This window comes from Sporosarcina sp. BP05 (genome assembly GCF_014282005.1).
Taxonomy (GTDB): Bacteria; Bacillota; Bacilli; order Bacillales_A; family Planococcaceae; genus Sporosarcina.
Genome location: NZ_JACFTD010000003.1, coordinates 203686 through 221256 on the forward strand (window position 1 = coordinate 203686; position 17571 = coordinate 221256).

Genomic DNA, 17571 nt, shown 5'->3' on the forward strand with positions numbered 1-17571 from the left:
ACGCTAAAACGTTGTTGACGGGTTAAAACATGAGTGAAGTGCCGTGCATTTGCACGTACACATACGCGGGTAGACAAATCCAATTTGTCTACCTTTTTTTATTGGATGGACCTGTGGGACCGCTCGAACCGGACGGTATACCCAAACCATGTATTCGAGAAATATCCGGAGGTGGATTACTATTAGCAAAGACATGTACGTAAATGAGGGCATCCGTGCCCGCGAGCTGCGCATTATTGATCACAACGGCGATCAGCTCGGAATCAAAACACGCACTGAGGCACTAGAAATTGCCGCTCTTGCGAATTTGGATCTTGTCCTTGTAGCTCCAACAGCGAAACCCCCAGTGGCTCGTATCATGGACCACGGAAAGTTCAAATTTGAACAGCAGAAAAAGGATCGCGAAGTCCGTAAGAATCAGAAAATCATTCTGCTTAAAGAAGTTCGGTTAAGCCCAACAATCGATGAGCATGATTTCCAGACAAAACTACGGAACGCTGTCAAGTTCCTTGAAAAAGGCGACAAAGTTAAAGCTTCAATCCGTTTTCGTGGACGTGCGATTACGCACAAGGAAATTGGACAGCGTGTCCTTGACCGTTTCGCAGAAGCGTGCAAAGATGTATCTACGGTTGAACAACGACCGAAGATGGAAGGCCGCAGCATGTTCCTAGTGCTTGCACCAACTGCTGAAAAAGAGTAACAATGAATGATTTAGGAGGAACAGAACATGCCAAAAATGAAAACTCACCGCGGCTCAGCGAAACGTTTCAAAAAAACCGGTTCTGGTAAATTGAAACGCGGCCGTGCTTACACAAGTCACTTGTTTGCAAACAAACCGACAAAAGCGAAACGTCACCTGCGTAAAGCTTCACTAGTTTCTTCAGGCGATTTCAAACGCATTCGTCAAATGATCACTTACATGAAATAATTTAAAACACAATCGGACAGAAAAGCAGGAGGTAATGAACTATGCCACGCGTAAAAGGTGGAACAGTGACGCGCAAGCGTCGTAATCGAGTATTGAAATTAGCAAAAGGTTACTTTGGTTCAAAACATAGACTTTACAAGGTAGCAAACCAACAGGTAATGAAATCATTCAACTATGCATACCGTGACCGTCGTCAGAAGAAACGTGAATTCCGTAAACTTTGGATTACACGTATCAATGCGGCTGCACGTATCAACGGTCTTTCTTACAGCACTCTAATGCACGGCTTGAAAGTAGCTGGCATTGATGTTAACCGTAAAATGCTTGCTGATCTTGCAGTGACTGACGCGCAAGCGTTCACACAACTTGCAGATGCAGCGAAAAAATCAATCGCAAAATAAGAACGTCATATAGAAGCCGCCAAACGGCCCAGAGTTAATCTGGGTACGAGGTGGCTTTTTTATATAATTTAGGAAACTGTAAAATCACATACAGTGGATAAGCTGCAACATAAAGATTGCACGTTCAGACTTCTGCGCTTTTGTTCTTGATCTACTGCGAATGTATAGTTTTTTTGTCGAAAGTTCCGCGAAAGCTGTCGTCTAGTTCACCAAGACCCTCTAACCGGATTATCGTATTATATTATTCCTTTGTGACGGCTAAACAGTGTAAAATGGTAGTAGATAAAGAAAAGAGGGGAATTTTACTTGCAAACGACAATTTTAGGTTGGATTGCGATTATGTCCGTTTGGGCATTTATTACGATGGGGTATGATAAGCGGCAGGCAAAAAGAAAAGGACAACGTATACCTGAAAAGAATTTATGGACGCTTGCACTGCTTGGTGGAGGTATTGGTGCATACATCGGGATGCAAACATTCCGTCATAAAACGAGGCGGACATCTTTCCGGATTGGCTTTCTTTTATTAGCAATTGCCTATGGAATTGGCATTCTCTATCTTCTTGGTATCACGCTGCCGGGAATGATCGAGGCGTAAAAAGCCCGCTTTTCAACGGGCTTGTACTATTGTTTCATTAGTCGTTCAATTGGGTTTTTCCAACTGATAGCAGCTTTGGGGTAGTTGGTTAAGATTTTGGATGAGAGAAAATCAAAATCAGCTTTTGTGAAATCTTGAAGTTTTGTTTCATCTTTCACCCAAACGAAAATGGAGATGACGTCAATGGAATCATCTGCTGTATCTAAATATTTTTCACCTTCAAACATAGCACCTTTATACGATAGGAAGAAATTTTTCCGCACATTTTTCACTTCATCATAGAAATAATACTTGTCCTCCGCATATGCACCATCAAGTTTTCGTTTTGGGTCCGTCAAATAACGAATCCCGCGGTAGAATAAATAAACGATAAAGGCAATAATGATAAAGCGGATAAGCAACCCCATAACGGATCCCCCTTACGAATTTATAGATACTATCTTATACGGATGGAAATCTAAAAAGTTTCAATATAGTTAAAAAACTGGAGGTTATTTATATGCAATTGTCAAAACTATTTACCATGCAACGTGAACTCGATTTATTTATCCAAAATAACAGGGAGAAACAAACAGATGTTTTTCAAGAAAAAGGACTTGCACTTCTAATTGAACTCGCGGAACTTGCGAATGAAACGCGTTGTTTCAAATTTTGGAGTACAAAAGGTCCTTCAGATGATGCTGTGATTCTTGAAGAATATGTGGACTCAATTCATTTCCTTCTTTCCCTGGGTATTGAAAAGGACTTACATACGCTTACAAACTGGCCGGAAGGTGAAGTTAAAGGAGAGCTAACACAATTATTCCTAGAAACCACGGCTGCGATACACTGCTTCTTGAATGAACTTGACATGATCGCCTATGAGAAAGTCTGGATTCATTATGGAGCCATTGCCAAAAAACTTGGTTTCACAAATGAAGATATTATTAGTGCGTATTTAGCAAAGAATGAAGAAAATTATAACCGTCAAAAAACAGGTTATTAATTGTTTTATAGAAAAATCAAAAAATAGATTGACAGAAGCCTCTAGATAAAAAATAATAGAGTTGTATATAAACTTTTTAGGGGGCGTAAATGTGAACGATTGGAACAAAGAGGATTTTGGTATAAGGTTAAAAAAATTGCGTGAAGAACGCGGATTATCAATGATGGCATTCGGAGCAGCTATTGGAACATCAGCAAGTCGTATTAAAGACTGGGAAAAAGGGAAAAATGCTCCATCGGCGGCTTGGGTGGCAAAAATATCTGAACGGTTTAATGTTTCAACTGATGAGCTGATTCTTGGGAATTCGAAGACATCAAAGCCATTTAAAAGCACAGGATCTGCAAATGTCGATATGCTTTATGATAAATTAAGGGAAAACGTTATCAGCGATATAGAAATGCATGAACAAGAACAAATTCTGCACTCAGACGAACTGTATGCAGAACTTGATGCTATACACAAAGAAACGTATAGAAGCGGAAAGGGCAGAAAACGTGCAGAAATCGAAATGCTTGCGATAATGACAGAACTGCCGAAAAAAGAGGTCCTTGAACTTTTAGAACTTGCAAGGTTGAAAAAACGCTGGTTGTAATGAAAACAACTGCGAATACAATGGGGAAAAAGATACCGTTGCGACGTAAATGGTTTTTCATCTTAATCATAATTGTCCTTCTAAGTTTTTTCCTATATAAAGGAAATATGACAGTCGGGGTAACGCGTTATGAAATTGTGTCGGACAAAATCCCTGATAGTTTCGACAAATATACGATCGTCCAGATTTCAGATTTACATGATGCTGAATTCGGTGAAAACCACTCGAAGGTTGTTAATAAGGTGAAGATGATTACGCCCCAAGCGATATTCATTACAGGTGATTTTATCGACAGTAACCGCTACGATCTAGAGAAAAGCGTGATTCTTATTGAAGAGCTACAATTTGTCGCACCAATCTATTACGTGACAGGAAATCATGAAATTGCTACGCAGGATATGGACCGTATTCGGGGAGCTCTCGAAGACCTGGGGGTTCGAGTCTTATCGAATGAAGCGGATGTAATTACATTGTTTCCTGATAGCTCAATAGCGATTGGTGGAATTGAAGATCCGCTGGCAAGTGGGCTTGAAGATGATGAAGCCATTAAGGTATCGATTGAACAAGCATTTGAAAATATCCCTGATGAGATGTTTAAAGTGCTATTATCACATAGACCGGAACAATTCGATGTATACGCTGAAGCAGGGATAGATGTGACGTTCAGTGGCCATGCTCATGGCGGACAGTTTCGAATACCTGGGATAGGCGGCCTCGTTTCACCTGGGCAAGGCTGGTTTCCTAACTATACATCGGGCGTCCATGAGAAGGATGGCAGCCACTTGGTAGTCAGTCGGGGCCTAGGTAATAGCATTATTCCCGTGCGGCTGTTCAATCAACCGGAAATAGTTGTTGTCACATTACGCAAAATAGAATAGTCATAGCCTCCTTTCATTTATTGAAGGAGGTTTTTTGAGTTAAGAATAGTAACAGAATCTATCACGTTTGTTGATTAACCATTTGTTTGCATAAAATACTGGTGAGAAGGGCTTGGAATACACCGTTTTCGCTTGACTCATTTCGGTCCGCGTTCGGCGAAATAATCACGACAGATTTACCGTGGGGGCCCCGGTGTGTCTAGGAATGACTTCGTCATTCCTAGACACACCCTTCTCGGTCATCCTGTTGCGAATAGCTGCCTGTCGCGTACCTACAATGTTCAAGTGAAAAATGCAGCTGCTTTGAAAGAAAAGAATAGGTGACATTCTTTAGAGAGTGTAAGTGCCCGAAGATACAATTTCGAGCACTCTTACACGTTGTACAATGCGTTCCGTGCTTACTTTTAGGAAAGTGTATACATCTAATCATGTGATGCCTTTTAGAAAGTGACACTTCTTTTAAATAAAAAGAAAAAACCATAAAGAAAGCATAAGCCGCCAAAATTGCATCTTTGGCGGCTCTTCTCCAGTTAAGAAGCCCGCTATTCTTTCGTCCCAAAAAGCTTCAGCACTACGTGTATTCATGCATTTGGAGCGCGACGGATGAATGACCCCCATACGATTAACGAAAAAATATGTGGGGATGCGACGAAGTCGCATCCCCATAGATCAAGATATCCCGGTAATGGTATAGAAGTCGTTCAATCTAAAGCAATCCAAATGCAACTATACACATAGCTGTGTGATCATGTTTTTTTGGTTAATCTTAGTTAATTAACAGACGTGAGAATCTATTGTGAAACTCCATTAAATAACTGCTATTCTCATTTGTCGAAATAGGTTATAATATGAACTTAATGTGAAAATATCCGTGGGTAAGGATAAAGGTATTTTTTTTTGCATGTATATAGGGAGTTACACTGCGAATGTTAATAATGGAATCGGGGGAACTAGAAATGATTGAAAGCGCTTTAAATTGGATTGTAACGACGGGAAATAACCTTTTATGGTCGTATATCCTGATTGGTTTGCTAATTGGTTTAGGTATTTATTTTACGATTCGAACGAAATTTGTACAGTTCCGCCTATTTGGTGAAATGTTTAAACTTATAGTTGAAAAGCCGGAAGTGAAGGGGGGTATATCATCCTTTCAAGCGTTTACAATTAGTGCAGCATCACGAGTTGGAACGGGGAATATTACTGGGGTCGCCCTTGCGATTGGCATCGGGGGCCCTGGCGCTATTTTTTGGATGTGGGTCATTGCGATAATTGGAATGGCGACTGCGTTTATCGAAAGTACGCTCGCACAAGTGTATAAAGTGAAGGACGGTGATACGTTCCGCGGAGGGCCTGCTTATTATATGCAAAGTGCCCTTGGCAATCGAAAGCTTGGTATCATATTCGCCGTTTTGCTGACTCTTTGTTTCGGTTTCATTTTTAATGCTGTACAGTCAAATACAATTAGTTTATCTTTCAATAGTGTGTTTCATATTGAAAAATGGGTGATTGGGTTAGTTCTAATTTTTATAACGGCTCTTGTAATTTTCGGCGGCGTTAAACGGATTGCTCATGTTACACAAATCTTTGTTCCGATTATGGCCATTCTTTATATTGCTGTTGCCTTTTATGTCGTTATTATGAATATAAGTGAGGTTCCTGCAGTATTTAAACTGATCTTCACGAGCGCATTTGGCATGAACGAAGCGGTCGGTGGAGCTGTAGGTGCGGCAATTATGCAAGGAGTGCGACGTGGACTATTCTCCAACGAGGCGGGGATGGGGAGTGTGCCGAACGCTGCGGCAGTAGCAAGTACATCTCATCCAGCAAAACAGGGCCTTGTGCAAAGTCTTGGTGTGTTTTTTGATACAATCATCATCTGTTCAGCAACGGCGTTCATTATTATTCTTGCCGATCTTTATAATACAGGTGAAGTGGATGGGATTCTTTTGACGCAGACATCCCTTGGCGTCCATGTAGGGGAATGGGCACCTTATTTCTTAGCGATTGCCATTCTGTTTTTTGCTTTCAGTTCGATTATAGGAAACTATTATTATGGTGAGACGAATATTGAATTTATCAACGCGAATAAAATATGGCTAACTCTTTACCGTTTTGGCGTGCTCGCGATGGTCATGTTTGGAACGCTTGCAAAAGTAGATCTTGTTTGGAACATGGCGGACCTCTTCATGGGGATGATGGCAGTCATTAACCTTATAGTTATCTTCCTTCTAGGGAAAGTGGCATTCAAAACTCTAGATGATTATACAAATCAACGAAAAAGAGGACTCAATCCTGTATTCAAGGCTAGTACGATTCCAGGTCTGAAAGGCACGGAATGTTGGGAAGATGAAAAGGTAAACGACCGCAACTAAAAGATTACTTGAATTGATAAGAAGGCAAGAAACCTATTTGAGTAATAATTGGTTTCTTGCCTTCTCTTACTTTGTATACTATTTCAAAGAGTGTGAAAATTATTTTCTATTAAGGTATGATAGAGGTAGTATGCACTCAAGAAAGGATGATCAAGATGAAAGCATTTATCCATGAATTCGGGCAGTTGAAAATAGGTGACATGAAAGAACCAGTTGCAGCAAGTGGTGAAGTCGTTGTCGCCATAAGGACGGCTGGTTTGAACCGTCGGGACTTATATATACCTGGACGTAGGGGGAATGAGGCACAAGCATTGACGCTAGGATCTGACGGCGCGGGAGTTATCGAGTCAATAGGTGCAGGGGTAACAGCGTTTGCGGTAGGGGATGAAGTAATGATTAACCCTTCGCTACGTTGGTTTGAAAATAGTGATGCACCACCGGTGGAGTTTGATATTTTAGGAATGCCTGATAATGGGACGTTTGCAGAGAAAATTGCTATTTCGGATGAACAGATTGAACGGAAACCCGCCCACTTATCGTGGGAAGAGGCAGCGGTACTTTCGTTAGCAGGGTTAACAGGCTATCGTGCACTATTCACTAAAGGGGGATTGAAATCGGGTGATACAGTTTTCATCCCAGGTGCCGGCAGTGGAGTAGCTACGTATCTTATTTCATTCGCCAAAAACGTTGGGGCACGTGTAATTGTCACTTCGCGCAGTGAAGCTAAGCGCAAACAGGCCCTTGAACTTGGTGCGGACATCGCTCTTGATACGAATGGGGATTGGAACAAGGAGCTAGAAGGGGAGACAATCGACCTCGTTATCGAAAGTGTAGGCCGTGCGACGTTTAATCGTTCACTTAGTTTATTGAAAAAAGGCGGGCGCATTGTCGTGTTTGGTGCAACGACTGACGATACAGTTGACTTGGACTTACGCGCGTTTTTCTATGGACAGTACCAACTTTTCGGATCTACGTTAGGGAGCCGGGAAGAGTTACGTGACATGATTGCACACGTCGAAAAATATGGGACACATCCAATTGTTGATAAAGTGTTCAATTTGGACGAAGCGGCAGAGGCATTTGATTATATTGAAGAGGGTAAGCAGTTTGGAAAAGTAGTACTGCGAGTAACGAAATGACGTAGCACTTCGATTATTTAATAATGCCATACAAAAGTCACTGAGATATCCCTGCCTTTGGATAAAGTCAGGGTATACAAAAATGAAAAAGGTGGGGCAGACATGACAAAAAAAGTATCGCCACTAACTGATTTAGAAATAGCATCACAGGCCACGATGAAATCGATTTGGACGATAGCTAAACAAGCTGGCATACCCGAAGAGGCGGTCGAACCATACGGCAGATTCAAAGCAAAGATTGATATAACAAAGTTATCTGAGACTAGCAAGGATGGAAAAGTTGTTCTTGTCACGGCAATCAGTCCAACACCGGCGGGGGAAGGAAAGTCGACCGTCACCGTAGGGCTTGCTGACGCCCTTTCAAAGCTTGGAGAAAAAACGATGATTGCATTACGCGAGCCATCCCTTGGACCTGTTATGGGGATGAAGGGCGGGGCTACAGGAGGTGGTTATGCTCAGGTGTTGCCGATGGAGGAAATTAATCTGCATTTTAATGGTGATATTCATGCAATCACGACTGCGAATAATGCACTTAGTGCACTGATAGATAATCATCTTCACCACGGAAATCTGCTCCGGATTGACCCGCGGAGAATTACTTGGAAACGTGTCTTGGATATGAATGATCGCGCATTACGCAATATAACAATTGGGCTCGGTGGTCCTGCACAAGGAGTTCCAAGAGAAGATGGTTTCGATATTACCGTAGCATCTGAAATTATGGCGGTTTTCTGTTTAGCGACAAGCCTGCAAGACTTGAAAGAAAGACTTGCACGTATCGTTATCGGTTATACGTATGACAAAGAGGCAGTTACGGTACGAGACCTTGGAGTTCAGGGGGCATTGGTACTTCTACTGAAAGAGGCATTCAAACCAAACCTTGTGCAGACAATTGAAGGGACACCGGCACTAATTCATGGTGGACCTTTTGCGAACATTGCGCACGGCTGTAACTCATTAATTGCAACAAACACGGCACGTAAACTTGCTGATATTGTCGTTACAGAAGCTGGATTCGGGGCAGATTTAGGTGCGGAGAAATTCATGAATATAAAAGCACGTCAAGGTGGATTCTCACCTGATGCGGTTGTCATTGTCGCGACGGTACGTGCGTTTAAAATGCATGGCGGGGTTCCGAAAAGTCAGCTTGCAAGGGAAAATGTTCAGGCGGTTACGGATGGAATGGTCAACTTAGCTAAGCATATTGATACCATCCGTGCATTTGGTGTTCAGCCGGTGGTTGCGTTGAACAAGTTCATCGCGGATACTGCCGCCGAACTGGAAGTTATTTTTGAGTGGTGTGAGGAAAATGACATAAGGGTAGCGCTCACTGACGTCTGGGAACGCGGTGGAGAAGGTGGCATTGCGTTGGCACAAGAAGTTTTAAAGCTTCTGGACGAACCGAATAACTTCGCTCCACTCTATGATGTAGAACAGCCTGTAAGCGATAAAATCACAGCTATTGTTCAAAAGGTATACGGGGGATTGGGGGTTGTGTTTACAGATCAAGCCTTAAAAGATCTTAAAGACATCGAGAACAACGGCTGGGGTATTTTACCGATTTGCATGGCCAAAACACAGTATTCATTTTCAGATGATCCGAAATTACTTGGGCGCCCTGAAGAGTTCACCATTACTGTTAGAAAAATCATTCCGAAACTTGGAGCTGGATTCCTTGTCTGCTTGACTGGGGATATTATGACGATGCCCGGGTTGCCGAAAACGCCTGCAGCCCTTCACATGGATATTGATACACAAGGCAATGCTGTAGGGTTAATGTGATTTTTGAAATTGTGAATAGGTAAGAAAAAGATTGAGGCTGTCCTGGTATTTTGGACAGCCTCAATCTTCGTTTTATAGAGCTTTATCGTCAATCGAATCGAGCCATGACTCAATTGTTCCGATGACAGATTCAACGCAGCCGTCTTCGAAAGGTGAGATTAAGTTCGCTTCGGCGACTAGTTTTGTAAATGATTTTGAACCACCGAGTGTGCAAAGATGTAAATAATCTTTCCATGCCGCATCACGGTCTTCGAATGAGCGTTTCCAAAATTGGAACGCGCATATTTGTGCCAGCGTATAATCGATATAATAGAATGGGCTTTCATAAATGTGACCCTGACGCTGCCAAATAGCACCCGATTCCAAGTAGTCAATGCCATCGTAATCCCGCATAGGTAGATAGATATTCTCGATTTTTTTCCATGCTGCTTTTCGTTCTGCAGCTGTCATTTCAGGGTTTTCATAGATGACATGTTGGAATTCATCGACAGCGACGCCGTATGGTAAAAAGAGCAATGCACTGCTAAGGTGTGCGAATTTATATTTATCCGTTTGTTCTTTGAAGAATAGTTCCATCCAAGGCCATGTGAAGAATTCCATACTCATTGAGTGGATTTCTGCACCTTCAGATGTGGGCCACAAATATTCAGGTATACCAATATTTTGGCTAGAGAACACTTGGAATGCGTGCCCAGCTTCGTGTGTTAACACATCGATATCACCAGATGTTCCGTTAAAGTTAGAAAAGATGAAAGGCGAATCGTAATTATCGATGAATGTACAATAACCGCCCGCTTCTTTACCCGTCTTCGCCTCAACGTCCAGTAAGTTCTTGTCCGTCATGAAATTGAAAAATGCATCTGTTTCGGGTGAAAGTTCAGCATACATCTTTTTACCGTTTTCAATGATCCAGTCAGGAGGTCCCTGTGGTGTTGCGTTGCCCGTAAGGAAGTCTAAGGACTGATCGTAAAACTTCAACTCGTCAACACCTATACGTTCAGCCTGACGCGTATAAAGGCGGCTTGCAAGCGGAACGATATGATCGCGCACTTGATCACGGAATTTCTTAACCATATTTGCATCATAGTCAATACGGTCCATTCGTAGGTAACCAAGTTCGATAAAGTTTTTATAACCAAGTGTCGTCGCGATTTTATGGCGCAGTTTAACGAGTTCATCATAGATTTCATCGAACTTTACACCGTTATCAGCGTAGAATTTATATGAAGCTTCCATAGCTGACTTACGAACGGAACGGTCCGTTGATTCTGCATAGGGGCCCATTTGAGCAAGAGTTAGTGTTTTTCCGTCAAATTCGATTTGTGAAGATGCGACGAGTTTCGAGTAATCGGAAGTTAGTTTGTTTTCTTTTTGTAACATGCCAACAATTTCTGGAGAAAACGATTTTATGGCATTATCTGCTAAAGCAAATAGTTGAGTACCCCATTTCTCTTCGAGCTGTGCTCTGAAAGGAGTGGAGACAAGTTCTTTGTAGTAAGCGGTTTCAAGTTCTTGGTACTCAGGTCCGATTTCATCAAAATAATCGCGTTCTTTCTGATAAAACTCATCGTTTGTATCAATGGAGGCACGGATATAGACAAGGTTGGCCATTGTTGAGTAGTCTTTGCCAATTGTATTGATCTTCTCAATGACTTCATTTTGCTGGTCATAAGAACTTGCGGAACGGAATTCTTGCAGCAACGCATCAAAGTCTTGTTTTACTTCTGCCATATTGAGCTTTGTATATTGATAGTCTTCAAATTTAATCATAAAAATTCCTCCTGCTAGTTTACTAGTGAATGACTTCACTTTATATATTGTTCACGAAGTTCCGGAATATTGCAAAAGAAATGTGCGAATTACCTGCATTTTTTCGAAAAATCTTGTTAAAGAGGTTTTATGCAATGACATATAGAAATTTCAAAATGTATGGAAGTAGTTGTCAACGTACGGACAGATAGAGTATTTAAGAGGTATATGGAGGGAACTGAAAATGCGAAATGGAACGGAGCAATTGATGGATACGGATGTGTTAATTGGATTAAGTGAAGAGGAAGCGGATAAAAGGCTGCATGAATACGGGATGAATAAACTTAGGGGTTGGAAAAGCCGTTCGCTGATACAGCGGATTTTTGCGCAAATCAATAATGTGTTAATTTATGTACTAATCGTTGCTGCTGTTATTTCCGGAATACTTGGGGAAGTGGCAGACTCAATTATTATTGGATTGGTCGTTATCATCAATGCCATTGTGGGGGTCGTCCAGGAATCGAAAGCAGAGGAAGCGCTTCAAGCGTTGAAAAATATGGCAGTACCTAAAGCACTTGTAAGAAGGAACGGCGTCCAGAAAGAGGTACCATCGGAAGAAGTTGTTCCAGGTGATGTAATTCTTCTTGATGCAGGGAGGTATGTTCCGTGTGATATAAGACTGATTGAATCGGTGAATTTGAAAATTGAAGAGGCGGCATTGACAGGCGAATCCGTTCCGGTTGAAAAGGACGCACATTTTACTGGAGAGCACACAATGCCAATCGGAGATCGAAAAGACATGGCATTCATGTCGACATTGACTACATATGGGCGTGCAACAGGAATTGCCATTGCAACAGGCATGAAAACTGAAATAGGGAAAGTGGCTGCTATGCTTGACCAAGAAGTGGACGACGAGACGCCTCTTCAGAAAAATCTTGCCCAATTAGGTAAATATCTTGGTATTGCAGCTGTTGCCATCTGCGTCGTCATATTTGCGATTGGCGTACTTCAAGGGCGTGGATATTTGGAAATGTTTATGTTAGCGATTAGTCTTGCTGTCGCAGCAATACCTGAGGGGATGCCTGCAATCGTTTCAATCGTCCTCGCAATCGGCGTTCAACGGATGATCAAGCAAAACGTCATCATTCGCAAACTTCCTGCTGTGGAAGCGCTAGGCTCTGTGGATGTTATCTGTTCTGATAAAACCGGGACGTTGACACAAAATAGGATGACGGTTACAACGTTTTTTGCAGATGGGACTTTAAACGAGTTAAGTAAAGTCAATCTGAAAAATCCTGTACAAAAACTGTTGTTTGAGAATATCGCATTGTGTAATGATGCGACGTATTTTAAAGCAGAAGAAACAGGAGATCCAACAGAAATTGCCCTCGTCGTAGCAGCAACGGAATCCGGACTGGAAAAAGAACGGTTGGATAAAAACTATCCTAGAATCACGGAGTTACCATTCGATTCAAACCGGAAACGAATGACTACGGTACATCGATCTACAAATGCAATTTATTCACATACGAAAGGTGCTATTGACGGCATCCTACAGAAGTGTACACATATTGAAGTGGCTAAGGGGTCAAGAATACTTGATGAAAGTGACCGTCAATCAATCTTGGAAGCGGCAATGACGATGTCTTCTGTAGCGTTACGTGTATTAGGCTCCGCCTATAAGATTGTAGAAGAAGCCAAAGCCATGGAACTAGAGCTAGCTGAAGAAGGATTGACATTCCTAGGACTTATCGGAATGATTGACCCGCCGCGGGAAGAAGTGAAAGACGCGATTAAAGTTACGAAAGAAGCTGGGATTAGAACAGTGATGATCACTGGCGACCATCAGGATACGGCATTTGCAATAGCGAAAGAACTAGGAATTGCGACTCACAAATCCGAAGTAATTGAGGGGAAAACAATTGATTCGATGACAAGGGATCAATTGATAGAAAAAACCGGAGATATTAATGTCTATGCCCGGGTTTCACCAGAACATAAGGTGAAGATTGTACAAGCACTTAAAGCGAAAGATCATACAGTGTCGATGACAGGAGATGGAGTCAACGATGCACCATCATTAAAAGCGGCAGATATTGGCGTGGCGATGGGGATTACGGGAACGGATGTTGCAAAAGGTGCGGCAGACATGATTTTGGCAGATGATAATTTTTCGTCAATCGTGAAAGCTGTCGAAGAGGGACGCACGATTTACCGCAATATTAAGAAGTCCGTCATATTTCTATTGTCATGTAATCTTGGTGAAATTATCGCGCTTTTTGCCGCTATTTTACTCGGATGGCCGCTACTGTTGCGTCCGATTCATATTCTGTGGATAAATCTTGTGACTGATACATTCCCAGCGCTATCACTCGGTGTGGATCCTGAAGAACCTGGAGTAATGAAAGAAAAACCACGACACCGGCATGAGAGTATATTCAGAGGATCCATTCCATTTTTGATTTTTAATGGAATTTTGATTGGTGCAATTACGCTCGTCGCTTTCATGGTTGGAGTATACATGTCAGGTGAGTATGCAGGTAGTTTCCTAGCTCTTTTTTCGTCTGGAATTCCAGAAAGTGCACTCGTTCATGGACAGACAATGGCTTTCATAGCACTGAGTTTCGCCCAACTTATTCACTCCCTTAACTTTAGATCGATGGACAAGTCTGTATTTACAGCAGGAATTTTCAAAAACAAATTCTTGATTTACTCGATTTTACTTGGAATCATTTTGCAAATGGTGATTGTGTCAGTTGGTCCAATCGCAAAAGTCTTCAGTGTGCAGTCACTAGGACCTAAAGAATGGTTAGTTATTAGCGTTTTAAGTCTGTTGCCTCTCCTGATGAACGAAATAATTAAATTCATCAAAAAGTAAGACGTGGTTCAAAGTTAACCCTTTTGGTGTTGAATGATGTATTATGGAGTGTAGTGGCTTTGTAGCCGGGGAATCTAAAATTGTAAGTGAGAGGTTGGTACTACTATGAAAATTACTGAGCACATTATTAAAAAAATTAACGATCCTACGGGGATTATTGCTGGAGAACGCTATGAATACCGATTGTATATTGATCTTGACGAAGAAGATGAGCTTTATTCTGAGGGTGGAACTGGTCTTCGTGTAATATTTGCAATTGACGAGGATGAAGGGCGTATTGCATCTTATCACTTCTTTGAGCGTTCAAGTGAGAAAGTTCTCGATTTCGAATTAGAAGATGACGAGAAAGCAATTGCTCTTGAGTATTGCAGAACGCATCGTGAATAGTAAGAAGTAAAAAGCCTGTACACATATTCGATATGTGTACAGGCTTTTTGTTGCTTACCTTTAATTCGGAAAACCAGTAGAACTACTCTGTATAAATCAGATTATGTGTATTTTATTGTATTTTGTTAGATAATGTGTAGAGTGGGTAGAGAAGAAAACTTTTATCCGAGACTAATCTAATTGGAGTGTTTAAATATGAATAACGAAATCGTTGATATTACAATTATTGGGGGAGGACCGACAGGACTCTTCGCTTCTTTCTATGCTGGAATGCGTGAAATGTCGGTAAAAATCATCGATAGCTTGCCACAACTTGGCGGTCAGCTAATTGAACTGTATCCTGATAAAGATATATATGATGTGGGCGGATTCCCAAAAATTCTTGCGAAAGATTTCGTAGCGAATCTAGTAACGCAGGCTCATTATGCGAAACCGGAAATTCTTCTCGGCGAAACCGCTATGTCGGCAACGCGTGACGGAGATCACTTCATTCTTAAAACGGATAAAGGGGTTCATTTGACACGTACAATTCTTTTGACAGCTGGAATCGGGGCATTCCAACCACGTAAGATTGGACTTCCTGAAGAAGTAAACTTTGAAGGGAACACGCTTCATTACAGCATTAAGGATCTAACGATTTTTAAAGATAAAAATGTTCTCGTTTGTGGCGGTGGGGACTCGGCGGTTGACTGGTCACTTATGTTGGAGGATATTGCTTCAACTGTGACGTTGGTTCACCGTCGTGAACGCTTTACTGCACATGAGACGAGCGTTAATCAACTTATGGAATCGAAAGTGGAAGTGAAAACTTCCCGTGCTGTGAAAGTGATTGAAGGAGAAGATGGCAAGGTCAGTGGAATTGTCTTGGCAGAAAAAGACGGAACTGAAGAACGTCTTGACGTCGATCATTTAATTGTAAACTACGGTAATATTTCGTCACTTGGGCCATTGAAGGATTGGGGTCTTGAAATGGACCGCAACTCGATTATGGTTAACACGCGAATGGAGACAAACATCGAAGGTATCTACGCAGCTGGAGACGTTACAAATTATGATGGCAAGGTGAAACTAATTGCTGTTGGACTTGGTGAAGCGCCGATTGCAGTGAATCACGCGAAGGCTTACGTCGATCCAAAAGCAAGATTGCAGCCACTTCATAGTACTAGTATCTTTAGCTGATTATATGTAGTCAACAAAAAAAGCCGCGATGTGCGGCTTTTTTTTGTTGTACATAATTCATAAAAGGAAAGAGATGATTAAAATGAGTAGCAATGGACCGAACAGAATGATGTACCCAATCGGATTAGCAAAGTTAATGGTCCAGCCGACACCGAATCTTTTCTCAACAAAAATGGAAGAGTCGTCTTTATTCACATAGAAAATCCCGGCTTTCCAATACTTATCGTCATCAACGTCAGTGATACCAGAAATAGAATCATCTTCAATCTCGACATTGATCCGTGAGCCACTCTGACCGACTTTGAAGGCATATACTGCTGTCGCGATTAGGATAATTAGTAAAAAACCTAGAGGTAACGCAAGCATTAGTGCCGCATTGCCAAGACCTTCATGGATTGTAGTAAGTTGTAGGAATCCGAAGAGTATGGTCATTAGTACACTTGTCAGAAATAAAAACCAACTCGTATATTTACGAAACGATAGTTGTTGAACTTGTGATGTTTTTCGTTTTGCGGCATTCAATTTGATGCCGGATTCTTTTATGAATACATTGATTCCTAGCATCATTCCTTGCATAACCAACAGAATGAGCAGGAGGGCAATTACGGAGAAAGGTGTTTTCGCGCTAAAAGCATCTGCTTGGCCACTTGGCCCCCAATGCGTTGGGATCATAGCAGGCATACCACTGTATTGAGTTGCGGTATAGCCAATAAGGCTAACAGTAATAATCATTGGTAATACATAGATAAACGAGGGAAGCATTTCGTCTTTTGCGCGGATTGCTAAATCAGCAATTCGGACTTGTTTCAAATGTAAGCCCCATTCATTGATTTGTTTCAGACGTGTTGTTTTTGCGTGAAAGTAAAAATAGAGTCCCATACTCAAAAAGAGGATACCGAACTGAATCGCTAATCCAGTTAAGATAATCGTTTCTTCCGTCAAGTTACTGTTTTGCGCCCACATAAAATAAGCAATAAGTGAGATAAGGCCGGTAATGAAAATAGTTGTAGCAAATACTTTCTTGTATGAAGCAATTGTAGGGTCGTCTGTATGACCTTCTGGAATCGTTACACCGAACGCAATTGTCCGTCTCAATAAAAATGGGGTGGCGGCTAGCAGTACAAAGATAAAACCAATCATTACTAAAAAAAGTGTAAGTCCCATTCTTTACTCCTCCTTAATAGATAAAATGATAGATGAAATAAGTTTATTAATAGCCTCAGGTTTCATCCCGAGGACGATCGCTTCTGCGATGATTGGTTTGATTTCCACGGAAATCCTTTCAAGGTGATCCCCGCGAATCTCATCTTGTGAAAGTGAGTTGACGATGGCCCCCGACTTTGGAACAATTCGAATGATTTCTTTTCTCTCAAGCTCATGGTAAGCCTTATTGACGGTATGCATATTCATGCCAAGATCAGCTGCTAGTGATCGAACGGATGGTAGCGCATCTCCGCCTACCAGTTCTCCGCGGGCAATCGCTTCGATTAGTTGCGAGGCTAATTGCGCGTAAATGGGTATATCCGATTCAGGTTCAATTTGGATGAACATTTGAGTGCCTCCTAACTGTTCTACTCCTATACTAACAAAAGTGTTCTAGTATGTATAGAGCAAACGTTGATTATATATGTTGAAATAAAGAATTCCGTTGAATCCGCTACCCCTTTGGTAGGCGCCTTCGCTTAGTTTATATAGGTATTC

General features: G+C 41.7%; 18 protein-coding genes. 14 read left to right on the forward strand and 4 right to left on the reverse strand.

Annotated elements, in window-relative coordinates; genetic code table 11:
- The first annotated feature begins 193 nt into the window (after positions 1 to 193).
- The 4 genes from infC (at position 194) to H2672_RS05690 (ending at position 1926) form a co-directional block, all read left to right on the forward strand.
- Positions 194 to 700: a translation initiation factor IF-3 gene (infC, locus tag H2672_RS05675; protein ID WP_067207698.1), complete on the forward strand. Its 507-nt coding sequence runs from the start codon at positions 194 to 196 to the stop codon at positions 698 to 700.
- A 27-nt stretch (positions 701 to 727) separates the two neighbouring features.
- Entirely contained in the window at positions 728 to 928 is a 201-nt protein-coding gene (gene rpmI / locus H2672_RS05680) for a 50S ribosomal protein L35 (RefSeq protein ID WP_067207701.1), read from the forward strand.
- 41 nt (positions 929 to 969) lie between these two features.
- Complete coding sequence (gene rplT / locus H2672_RS05685) at positions 970 to 1329, forward strand: 50S ribosomal protein L20 (protein ID WP_067207704.1); 360 nt, start codon at positions 970 to 972, stop codon at positions 1327 to 1329.
- A 306-nt stretch (positions 1330 to 1635) separates the two neighbouring features.
- On the forward strand, positions 1636 to 1926 hold the full coding sequence (locus tag H2672_RS05690; RefSeq protein WP_255485397.1) for a DUF1294 domain-containing protein: 291 nt from the start codon (positions 1636 to 1638) through the stop codon (positions 1924 to 1926).
- Between the two features lie 26 nt (positions 1927 to 1952).
- Here the strand turns inward: H2672_RS05690 and H2672_RS05695 are convergent, their stop codons facing one another.
- Positions 1953 to 2333: a sigma-w pathway protein ysdB gene (locus H2672_RS05695; RefSeq protein ID WP_186670129.1), complete on the reverse strand. Its 381-nt coding sequence runs from the start codon at positions 2331 to 2333 to the stop codon at positions 1953 to 1955.
- A gap of 92 nt (positions 2334 to 2425) precedes the next feature.
- Between H2672_RS05695 and H2672_RS05700 the strand changes: the two genes are divergently transcribed.
- The 7 genes from H2672_RS05700 (at position 2426) to H2672_RS05725 (ending at position 9674) form a co-directional block, all read left to right on the forward strand.
- Complete coding sequence (locus tag H2672_RS05700; RefSeq protein ID WP_186670131.1) at positions 2426 to 2911, forward strand: dUTP diphosphatase; 486 nt, start codon at positions 2426 to 2428, stop codon at positions 2909 to 2911.
- Positions 2912 to 3002: 91 nt separating this feature from the next.
- Entirely contained in the window at positions 3003 to 3503 is a 501-nt protein-coding gene (locus H2672_RS05705; RefSeq protein WP_186670133.1) for a helix-turn-helix domain-containing protein, read from the forward strand.
- Complete coding sequence (locus H2672_RS05710) at positions 3503 to 4381, forward strand: metallophosphoesterase (protein ID WP_255485403.1); 879 nt, start codon at positions 3503 to 3505, stop codon at positions 4379 to 4381. Before H2672_RS05705 ends, H2672_RS05710 begins: the two co-directional genes overlap by 1 nt.
- Before the next feature lie 195 nt (positions 4382 to 4576).
- On the forward strand, positions 4577 to 4705 hold the full coding sequence (locus tag H2672_RS19560) for a hypothetical protein (protein WP_255485406.1): 129 nt from the start codon (positions 4577 to 4579) through the stop codon (positions 4703 to 4705).
- Positions 4706 to 5316: 611 nt separating this feature from the next.
- Positions 5317 to 6753, forward strand: a complete 1437-nt coding sequence (locus tag H2672_RS05715) for an alanine/glycine:cation symporter family protein (protein ID WP_255485475.1) — start codon at positions 5317 to 5319, stop codon at positions 6751 to 6753.
- 155 nt (positions 6754 to 6908) lie between these two features.
- Positions 6909 to 7892, forward strand: a complete 984-nt coding sequence (locus H2672_RS05720) for a zinc-binding dehydrogenase (RefSeq protein WP_186670134.1) — start codon at positions 6909 to 6911, stop codon at positions 7890 to 7892.
- 102 nt (positions 7893 to 7994) lie between these two features.
- Positions 7995 to 9674, forward strand: a complete 1680-nt coding sequence (locus H2672_RS05725; RefSeq protein ID WP_186670135.1) for a formate--tetrahydrofolate ligase — start codon at positions 7995 to 7997, stop codon at positions 9672 to 9674.
- 72 nt (positions 9675 to 9746) lie between these two features.
- Here the strand turns inward: H2672_RS05725 and H2672_RS05730 are convergent, their stop codons facing one another.
- Positions 9747 to 11444, reverse strand: a complete 1698-nt coding sequence (locus H2672_RS05730; protein WP_186670136.1) for a M3 family oligoendopeptidase — start codon at positions 11442 to 11444, stop codon at positions 9747 to 9749.
- A gap of 223 nt (positions 11445 to 11667) precedes the next feature.
- On the opposite strand from H2672_RS05730, the gene H2672_RS05735 reads away from it, so the two are divergent.
- From H2672_RS05735 to H2672_RS05745, 3 genes are all read left to right on the forward strand, one after another.
- Entirely contained in the window at positions 11668 to 14304 is a 2637-nt protein-coding gene (locus tag H2672_RS05735; RefSeq protein WP_186670137.1) for a cation-translocating P-type ATPase, read from the forward strand.
- Positions 14305 to 14409: 105 nt separating this feature from the next.
- A complete protein-coding gene (locus H2672_RS05740) occupies positions 14410 to 14691 on the forward strand; it encodes a DUF6509 family protein (RefSeq protein ID WP_186670138.1) in 282 nt (93 codons plus the stop codon).
- A 195-nt stretch (positions 14692 to 14886) separates the two neighbouring features.
- On the forward strand, positions 14887 to 15870 hold the full coding sequence (locus H2672_RS05745; RefSeq protein WP_186670139.1) for an NAD(P)/FAD-dependent oxidoreductase: 984 nt from the start codon (positions 14887 to 14889) through the stop codon (positions 15868 to 15870).
- Positions 15871 to 15927: 57 nt separating this feature from the next.
- On the opposite strand, the gene H2672_RS05750 is transcribed toward H2672_RS05745, so the two are convergent.
- On the reverse strand, positions 15928 to 17034 hold the full coding sequence (locus H2672_RS05750) for a DUF1648 domain-containing protein (RefSeq protein ID WP_186670140.1): 1107 nt from the start codon (positions 17032 to 17034) through the stop codon (positions 15928 to 15930).
- A gap of 3 nt (positions 17035 to 17037) precedes the next feature.
- On the reverse strand, positions 17038 to 17421 hold the full coding sequence (locus H2672_RS05755) for a GntR family transcriptional regulator (protein ID WP_186670142.1): 384 nt from the start codon (positions 17419 to 17421) through the stop codon (positions 17038 to 17040).
- Between the last annotated feature and the right edge of the window lie 150 nt (positions 17422 to 17571).